This is a genomic window from Microbacterium sp. Bi128 (assembly GCF_918698205.1).
In genome coordinates this window covers 1-9,138 of sequence record NZ_CAKKMM010000147.1, presented here as the reverse complement: position 1 = coordinate 9,138, position 9,138 = coordinate 1, and the positions used below count along the sequence as shown (strand labels likewise).

Here is a 9,138-nt window from a genome sequence, read left to right as displayed (position 1 = left end):
CGTCGAGGTGCTTCCGGAGGAACTGGACGCCATCGAGGGCGGCCTGCTGGCGGTCATCGCCGACGGCGGCCTTCTCCCCGAGGCCAGCGCGGCACTGCGGGCCGTGTACGGCCACCGGGTCGGGACGGGCGCCGGGAGTTACGCGCAGGACATCGTGGTGATCAGTCCCCGCGAGGCGAAGGGGCTGGAATTCGACGGCGTCGTGGTCCTGGAACCGACCGACATGCTCAACCACGAGCACGGCCGGGTGGGTGACCTGTACGTGGCCATGACCCGGCCCACCCAGCGCCTGCGGCTCATCGCCGCCGCCGGAGTCCCGGCAGGCATCGAGGAGTAGGCCCGGGCCGGCGGGCGTCACCTGCGCTGCGGCCCGGTTGATCCTGCTAACTTAGATTCCGTGTCCCAGCTAAATATTCTCGATGCCCAGCAGAACGATCCCAGCTTTGCCAATATCTGGCAGGAGCTGAAATGGCGCGGCCTTGTCCACGTCTCCACGGATGAGGCGGAGCTCGAAAAGCTCCTCGCCGGCGACCCCGTGACGTATTACTGCGGCTTCGATCCGACCGCGCCGAGCCTGCACCTGGGCAACCTGGTCCAGCTGCTGCTCATGCGCCGGATCCAGTTGGCCGGCCACAAGCCACTCGGACTCGTGGGCGGCTCCACGGGCTTGATCGGTGATCCGCGTCCGACGGCGGAACGCACCCTGAACACCAAGGACACCGTGTCCGAGTGGGTGGGCTACCTTCAGGCCCAGGTCCGTCGGTTCCTGAGCTTCGAGGGCGACAACGCGGCCCGGATGGTCAACAACCTGGACTGGACGGCGCCCCTGAGCGCCATCGACTTCCTGCGCGAGATCGGCAAGCACTACCGTGTCGGCACCATGCTCCGCAAGGACGCCGTTGCCTCCCGCCTCAGTTCCGACGAAGGCATCAGCTACACGGAGTTCAGCTACCAGATCCTGCAGGGCATGGACTACCTTCAGTTGTTCCGCGACTACGGTTGCATGCTGCAGACCGGCGGCTCGGATCAGTGGGGCAACCTCACCAGTGGCACCGAGCTCATCCGCAAGGTTGAGGGCAAGCACGTCCACGCCCTGGGAACGCCGCTCATCACCAACTCTGACGGCACCAAGTTCGGCAAGAGCGAGGGCAACGCGATCTGGCTGGATCCAACCATGTGCAGCCCGTACGCGTTCTACCAGTTCTGGCTCAACACGGCGGACGCCGACGTCGCGGACCGACTCAAAGTGTTCACCTTCTTGAGCCGCGCCGAGATTGAGGAACTGGAGCTCGCGATCGCCGAACGGCCTTTCGCCCGCGAGGGCCAGCGAAAGCTGGCCTACGAGGTGACTTCGCTCGTCCATGGCGTGGACGCCACGGAGAAGGTCATTGCGGCTTCCGCCGCGGTGTTCGGCAACGGCGACCTCTCCGTACTGGACGAAGCGACACTGAAGGCGGCGACCTCCGAGCTGCCCTCCGCCACGGTTGACGCCGGCGCCCTGGGCATCATCGAGCTGCTGGTCGCCTCCGGTCTGTCTGAGAGCAAGTCCGCCGCCCGCCGCACTGTGGGGGAGGGCGGCGCCTACGTCAACAATGCGAAGGTATCTGACCCGGACGCCGTTATTGCGGCCAGCGAGTTGCTGCACGGGCGCTACCTGCTTCTGCGCCGGGGCAAGAAGAACCTGGCAACAGTGGAAGTCGCCGCGCCCTGACCAGCACGGGATCCTGACTGGTAGCGGATCCTGACTGGTACCGAAAACGCACCTGCACGCTCCTTCCCGGCCGATTTGCACGGCCGGGGAGGAGCGTGTATTGTTTTCTGAGTTGCCGCCGTTGAGTGGTGACAAACCCCCACAAATGAGAAGCAATTCTTCATGCGCCAGGCGCACATAATGAAAATTGCTTCAATTCTGCTGGGCGGATTCGCTCCGCAAAGCGAAATTCCGATGAAAATCGCGAATTTGCAAAGTGGAAATGAATGAAATAAGCTGTAAACATCGCAGCGAAGAAAAGCGGAATAAAGAATTCATGGAAATGAATTGTTTCGGCAAGTATTCGAATGTGTCTGTTGTTTGAGAACTCAATAGTGTGCCAAGTTTGTTGATACCAATTTATTGTATTGAATTGGTTGAATTTGCCGGGCCCGCCACCCCGTGGTGTGGTCTGGTGTTATTTGGCTGGTTTCAAATTTTGTGCAGCGTGTGCATCCCGTTTTCCCGGGGGCGCATGTTGTGTCTGTTTTACTTCAACGGAGAGTTTGATCCTGGCTCAGGATGAACGCTGGCGGCGTGCTTAACACATGCAAGTCGAACGATGATCCGGTGCTTGCACCGGGGATTAGTGGCGAACGGGTGAGTAACACGTGAGTAACCTGCCCTTAACTCTGGGATAAGCCTGGGAAACTGGGTCTAATACCGGATATGACTCCTCATCGCATGGTGGGGGGTGGAAAGCTTTATTGTGGTTTTGGATGGACTCGCGGCCTATCAGCTTGTTGGTGAGGTAATGGCTCACCAAGGCGACGACGGGTAGCCGGCCTGAGAGGGTGACCGGCCACACTGGGACTGAGACACGGCCCAGACTCCTACGGGAGGCAGCAGTGGGGAATATTGCACAATGGGCGCAAGCCTGATGCAGCGACGCCGCGTGAGGGATGACGGCCTTCGGGTTGTAAACCTCTTTCAGTAGGGAAGAAGCGAAAGTGACGGTACCTGCAGAAGAAGCGCCGGCTAACTACGTGCCAGCAGCCGCGGTAATACGTAGGGCGCAAGCGTTATCCGGAATTATTGGGCGTAAAGAGCTCGTAGGCGGTTTGTCGCGTCTGCCGTGAAAGTCCGGGGCTCAACTCCGGATCTGCGGTGGGTACGGGCAGACTAGAGTGATGTAGGGGAGACTGGAATTCCTGGTGTAGCGGTGAAATGCGCAGATATCAGGAGGAACACCGATGGCGAAGGCAGGTCTCTGGGCATTAACTGACGCTGAGGAGCGAAAGCATGGGGAGCGAACAGGATTAGATACCCTGGTAGTCCATGCCGTAAACGTTGGGCACTAGGTGTGGGGGACATTCCACGTTTTCCGCGCCGTAGCTAACGCATTAAGTGCCCCGCCTGGGGAGTACGGCCGCAAGGCTAAAACTCAAAGGAATTGACGGGGGCCCGCACAAGCGGCGGAGCATGCGGATTAATTCGATGCAACGCGAAGAACCTTACCAAGGCTTGACATGGGCCGGACCGGGCTGGAAACAGTCCTTCCCCTTTGGGGCCGGTTCACAGGTGGTGCATGGTTGTCGTCAGCTCGTGTCGTGAGATGTTGGGTTAAGTCCCGCAACGAGCGCAACCCTCGTTCCATGTTGCCAGCGCGTAATGGCGGGGACTCATGGGAGACTGCCGGGGTCAACTCGGAGGAAGGTGGGGACGACGTCAAATCATCATGCCCCTTATGTCTTGGGCTTCACGCATGCTACAATGGCCGGTACAAAGGGTTGCGATACTGTGAGGTGGAGCTAATCCCAAAAAGCCGGTCTCAGTTCGGATTGGGGTCTGCAACTCGACCCCATGAAGTCGGAGTCGCTAGTAATCGCAGATCAGCAACGCTGCGGTGAATACGTTCCCGGGCCTTGTACACACCGCCCGTCAAGTCACGAAAGTTGGTAACACCCGAAGCCGGTGGCCTAACCCCTTGTGGGAGGGAGCTGTCGAAGGTGGGACTGGCGATTGGGACTAAGTCGTAACAAGGTAGCCGTACCGGAAGGTGCGGCTGGATCACCTCCTTTCTAAGGAGCACCTACAACCACCCTGCCGGGCGTTATGTCCGTGTGGTGGGGTTGTCAGGAGTACGCCCGTTGCGCAGACGCAAGTTCTGCGGCGGGTGCTCACGGGTGGAATATCAACAAATAGGTGCCTGGCGGCAGAGGCCGGCAGCTAGTACGGATGCTCTCTTGAGAGTGTCCTGGAACGCACGCCGGAATGAGCTGTTGGGTAGTGTTTGGCACACTGTTGGGTCCTGAGGCAACAGGACCGGGTTGCTGCGGCTTTGGCCGTGGTGGTTCCGGGACTTGTGTTTCTGGTTTCCTGGCTGCACCGATCACACGGTTGTTCTGCTCTTTCGGGGGCGGGGTGTGTGTGGGGTGTGTGGTACGGGGTTGTTGTTTGAGAACTACATAGTGGACGCGAGCATCTTTTATAAGAAGCAATTTCCAAGAATATGAACCTGGATCTGTCGCTGTTGCCTTTTGGGGTGATGGTGGTGGTTTCTGTGGTTCTCTCGAAAATTACTCCTTGATCTTTTGTGGTCAAGTTTTTAAGAGCACACGGTGGATGCCTTGGCATTAGGAGCCGAAGAAGGACGTAGGAATCTGCGATAAGCCTGGGGGAGTCGATAACCGGACTGTGATCCCAGGGTGTCCGAATGGGGAAACCCCGCCAGGGGCGCGAGCTGCCTGGTGACCCGCATCTGAACACATAGGGTGCGTGGAGGGAACGCGGGGAAGTGAAACATCTCAGTACCCGCAGGAAGAGAAAACAATAGTGATTCCGTCAGTAGTGGCGAGCGAACGCGGATCAGGCTAAACCGTTCCATGTGTGATAGCCGGCGGGCGTTGCATGGTCGGGGTTGTGGGACTTCCCACTCCAGCTCTGCCGGGCTGGGAAGGTGAGAGTGCAGGCATAGGTGAACGGTCTTGAAAGGCCGGCCGTAGAGGGTGTGAGCCCCGTAACCGAAATGTTGTGCACCGCCTGGTGAAGTATCCCAAGTAGCACGGGGCCCGAGAAATCCCGTGCGAATCTGTCAGGACCACCTGATAAGCCTAAATACTCCCTAATGACCGATAGCGGACCAGTACCGTGAGGGAAAGGTGAAAAGTACCCCGGGAGGGGAGTGAAACAGTACCTGAAACCGTGTGCTTACAATCCGTCGGAGCCTCCGCGAGCGATCGTGTAGGGGTGACGGCGTGCCTTTTGAAGAATGAGCCTGCGAGTTAGTGTTACGTCGCGAGGTTAACCCGTGTGGGGAAGCCGTAGCGAAAGCGAGTCTGAATAGGGCGTTGCAGTGGCGTGATCTAGACCCGAAGCGAAGTGATCTACCCATGGCCAGGTTGAAGCGACGGTAAGACGTCGTGGAGGACCGAACCCACTTCAGTTGAAAATGGAGGGGATGAGCTGTGGGTAGGGGTGAAAGGCCAATCAAACTTCGTGATAGCTGGTTCTCCCCGAAATGCATTTAGGTGCAGCGTTGCGTGTTTCTTACCGGAGGTAGAGCTACTGGATGGCTAATGGGCCCTACAAGGTTACTGACGTCAGCCAAACTCCGAATGCCGGTAAGTGAGAGCGCAGCAGTGAGACTGTGGGGGATAAGCTTCATAGTCGAGAGGGAAACAGCCCAGACCACCAACTAAGGCCCCTAAGCGTGTGCTAAGTGGGAAAGGATGTGGAGTTGCGAAGACAACCAGGAGGTTGGCTTAGAAGCAGCCATCCTTAAAAGAGTGCGTAATAGCTCACTGGTCAAGTGATTCCGCGCCGACAATGTAGCGGGGCTCAAGTACACCGCCGAAGTTGTGGATTTCAGACATTAGCCAAGCCCTTGTGGTTCAGGCGTCTGGAGTGGTAGGGGAGCGTCGTGTGGGCAGTGAAGTCGCGGTGGAAACCAGCGGTGGAGCCTACACGAGTGAGAATGCAGGCATGAGTAGCGAAAGACGGGTGAGAAACCCGTCCGCCGGATGATCAAGGGTTCCAGGGTCAAGCTAATCTGCCCTGGGTAAGTCGGGACCTAAGGCGAGGCCGACAGGCGTAGTCGATGGACAACGGGTTGATATTCCCGTACCGGCGAAAAACCGCCCATGCTGAACAGGGGATACTAACCGCCCGAAACCTGCCCTAGCACCCTTCGGGGTGTGTGGGTTTTGGTGGAGCGCGGGACCTGATCCTGGGAGGCAAGCGTATTAACAGGTGTGACGCAGGAAGGTAGCCGAGCCGGGCGATGGTTGTCCCGGTCTAAGGATGTAGGGCGAACGGTAGGCAAATCCGCCGTTCATGATGCCTGAGATCTGACGGGACCCCCGTATGGGGGGATTCGGTGATCCTATGCTGCCGAGAAAAGCATCGACGCGAGGTTTTAGCCGCCCGTACCCCAAACCGACACAGGTGATCAGGTAGAGAATACTAAGGCGATCGAGAGAATTATGGTTAAGGAACTCGGCAAAATGCCCCCGTAACTTCGGGAGAAGGGGGGCCCCAACCTTGAACACCACTTGCTGGTGGGAGGGGATCGGGGCCGCAGAGACCAGGGGGAAGCGACTGTTTACTAAAAACACAGGTCCGTGCGAAGTCGCAAGACGATGTATACGGACTGACTCCTGCCCGGTGCTGGAAGGTTAAGAGGACCGGTTAGCCGCAAGGCGAAGCTGAGAATTTAAGCCCCAGTAAACGGCGGTGGTAACTATAACCATCCTAAGGTAGCGAAATTCCTTGTCGGGTAAGTTCCGACCTGCACGAATGGAGTAACGACTTCCCCGCTGTCTCAACCATAAACTCGGCGAAATTGCAGTACGAGTAAAGATGCTCGTTACGCGCAGCAGGACGGAAAGACCCCGAGACCTTTACTATAGTTTGGTATTGGTGTTCGGAGTGGCTTGTGTAGGATAGGTGGGAGACGTTGAAGCCCGGACGCCAGTTCGGGTGGAGTCATCGTTGAAATACCACTCTGGTCACTTTGGACATCTAACTTCGGCCCGTAATCCGGGTCAGGGACAGTGCCTGATGGGTAGTTTAACTGGGGCGGTTGCCTCCTAAAAAGTAACGGAGGCGCCCAAAGGTTCCCTCAGCCTGGTTGGCAATCAGGTGTCGAGTGTAAGTGCACAAGGGAGCTTGACTGTGAGAGAGACATCTCGAGCAGGGACGAAAGTCGGGACTAGTGATCCGGCGGTACATTGTGGAATGGCCGTCGCTCAACGGATAAAAGGTACCTCGGGGATAACAGGCTGATCTTGCCCAAGAGTCCATATCGACGGCATGGTTTGGCACCTCGATGTCGGCTCGTCGCATCCTGGGGCTGGAGTAGGTCCCAAGGGTTGGGCTGTTCGCCCATTAAAGCGGTACGCGAGCTGGGTTTAGAACGTCGTGAGACAGTTCGGTCCCTATCCGCTGCGCGCGCAGGAAATTTGAGAAGGGCTGTCCTTAGTACGAGAGGACCGGGACGGACGAACCTCTGGTGTGTCAGTTGTACTGCCAAGTGCACCGCTGATTAGCTACGTTCGGATGGGATAACCGCTGAAAGCATCTAAGCGGGAAGCTCGCTTCGAGATGAGATTTCCATACACCTTGTGTGTGAGAGGCCCCCAGCCAGACCACTGGGTTGATAGGCCGGATGTGGAAGCGAGGACTAACGACTCGTGAAGCTGACCGGTACTAATAGGCCGATAACTTACACCACACACTCTTCCCGTGAACGGATTCAAAAGACGTTCACACCATGGGGAGGGTACAAAGAAACAAGACTGCTTGCGTCCACTATGTGGTTCCCAAACAACAAACCCGTCACCGACGGCACGTTGCGACAGGAACAAAACCACAACAAAATAACAACACCACACCTGCGGCCAAGGCCGCAGCGAACATGTTGTAACCACAGATTTCCCCACCCCCGCCAACAGCGGGCACGGTGGCGGAGCAAGGGTTACGGCGGTCATAGCGTGGGGGAAACGCCCGGTCCCATCCCGAACCCGGAAGCTAAGACCCACAGCGCCGATGGTACTGCACCCGGGAGGGTGTGGGAGAGTAGGTCACCGCCGGAACACCATTAACGGTCGAGGACCCCCACCACCAGGTGGGGGTCCTCCCGCATTTAACGACCCATACGAAATACTCAAGCCGAAACCCCATGCGGGCCCGGTTGGGCGGCGCGGGTAGAGTTGTTGCCCATGGATAACCTCTTCAGCCATGCTCCCGTTGACCCTTCTGATGGCCCCGAGCCGGAGGTAGCCGACGGCCTGGAGCCGGTTGTCTACACGGTGGTGGTACCCGGCGCCGTCGCCCGGGCCTTTGTGGGATTCACCGAACATACGCACCTCTGGTGGCCGCTGGAGGACCACAGCGTCTATGGCGCCGGCTCCTACGTGGAGTTCGAGGAGAGCCTCATCATGGAGACCGCTGATGACGGCCGGACAGCCGTGTGGGGATCCATTGACGACTGGCAGCCGCCGTTGTCCTTCCATGCCAGCTGGCACCCTGGGACCACTGCCATATGGTCCACTGAGCTCCGGGTGGCCTTCAAAGCGGTCGGCGAGGGAACAGAGCTACGCCTGGTTCACAGCGGTTGGGAAGGCGCCGAGGATCCCGCGGCCGCCCGGGCAGACTACGCGGCCGGCTGGCCCGGCGTCCTGGACCGTTTTGTTCGCTTCATGGGCGGCGCCGGCGCCTGAGCTTGCTTGGCCTGTGGGCCGGATCGAGGCGTTGCTTCCCAGTTGCTCGGAGGACCCGGGGCGGAGAACCCGTGGGGCATCCCCGGCTTTCCGGGCCGTTCTGGGCAGACGGCCAGGCAATGGAGCGAGGAACTGGGCAGGAACGCCGCCACGGCGAAAATAGCCGGAGACTAGCGGATCTGTCCTTGGTCAAGGGGCGGAACAGCGGTGCTGGACCGGATGACAAAGCGCGTAGGGTATTCGGTGTGCGGGGCCGCCGCGTCTCCGGCGCCGTCGAGCCTGGCCAACAAGCGCCGCACGGCCAGCGCGCCCTGGCCCCGCGCGTCTTGATCGAACGTGGTGAGCCCGAAGACCTCACCAAGTTCATGGCCGTCGATGCCGATGACGGAGAGGTCCTGCGGCACCCGCAGGCCGAAATCCCGGGCAGCGAGGATCGTCCCAATCGCCATCTCATCGGAGGCGGCAAAGACGGCCGTGGGGCGCTCCGGTGAGGTGCCGAGCAGCGTACGGGCGTTGGCATAGGCGCCCTGGATCGTGAAATCGGCGGAGATCTGCCACTCCGGACGGACCGTCAGCCCGGCGTCGCGCATGGCTTTCTTGAAGCCCGCCTGGCGTGTCCCGGGAAGGCGGAAATCCTGGTCGTAGGCGGCATCGCCGGTCATATGGGCGATTTTGCTGTGGCCGAGCTGGACCAGGTGGCGGGCTGCGGCCTCCGCGATGCCGGAA

At 59.2% G+C, this 9,138-nt stretch carries 4 protein-coding genes and 3 rRNA genes; 6 read left to right on the top strand and 1 reads right to left on the bottom strand.

The features are described 5' to 3' along the window. From LQV45_RS12130 to LQV45_RS12105, 6 genes are all read left to right on the top strand, one after another. A partial coding sequence (locus tag LQV45_RS12130; protein WP_230007240.1) for an ATP-binding domain-containing protein occupies positions 1–337 on the top strand: 337 nt, incomplete at its 5' end. Between the two features lie 60 nt (positions 338–397). After that, the gene (gene tyrS, locus LQV45_RS12125) at positions 398–1,711 is read left to right on the top strand and encodes a tyrosine--tRNA ligase (RefSeq protein ID WP_230007239.1); all 1,314 of its coding nucleotides are present in this window, start codon (positions 398–400) and stop codon (positions 1,709–1,711) included. Between the two features lie 533 nt (positions 1,712–2,244). Then, positions 2,245–3,771 (top strand): 16S ribosomal RNA (locus LQV45_RS12120). Positions 3,772–4,288: 517 nt separating this feature from the next. Continuing rightward, positions 4,289–7,424: ribosomal RNA gene (locus LQV45_RS12115) — 23S ribosomal RNA — on the top strand. Between the two features lie 244 nt (positions 7,425–7,668). Beyond that, positions 7,669–7,785: ribosomal RNA gene (gene rrf, locus LQV45_RS12110) — 5S ribosomal RNA — on the top strand. The 16S, 23S and 5S rRNA genes sit together here, the layout of an rRNA operon. Positions 7,786–7,911: 126 nt before the next feature. Then, positions 7,912–8,412, top strand: coding sequence for an SRPBCC domain-containing protein (locus LQV45_RS12105; protein WP_230007238.1), 501 nt, complete (start codon positions 7,912–7,914; stop codon positions 8,410–8,412). 170 nt (positions 8,413–8,582) lie between these two features. On the opposite strand, the gene LQV45_RS12100 is transcribed toward LQV45_RS12105, so the two are convergent. Then, positions 8,583–9,138 (bottom strand): LacI family DNA-binding transcriptional regulator (locus LQV45_RS12100; RefSeq protein ID WP_230007237.1); only part of this gene is annotated, 556 nt, incomplete at its 5' end.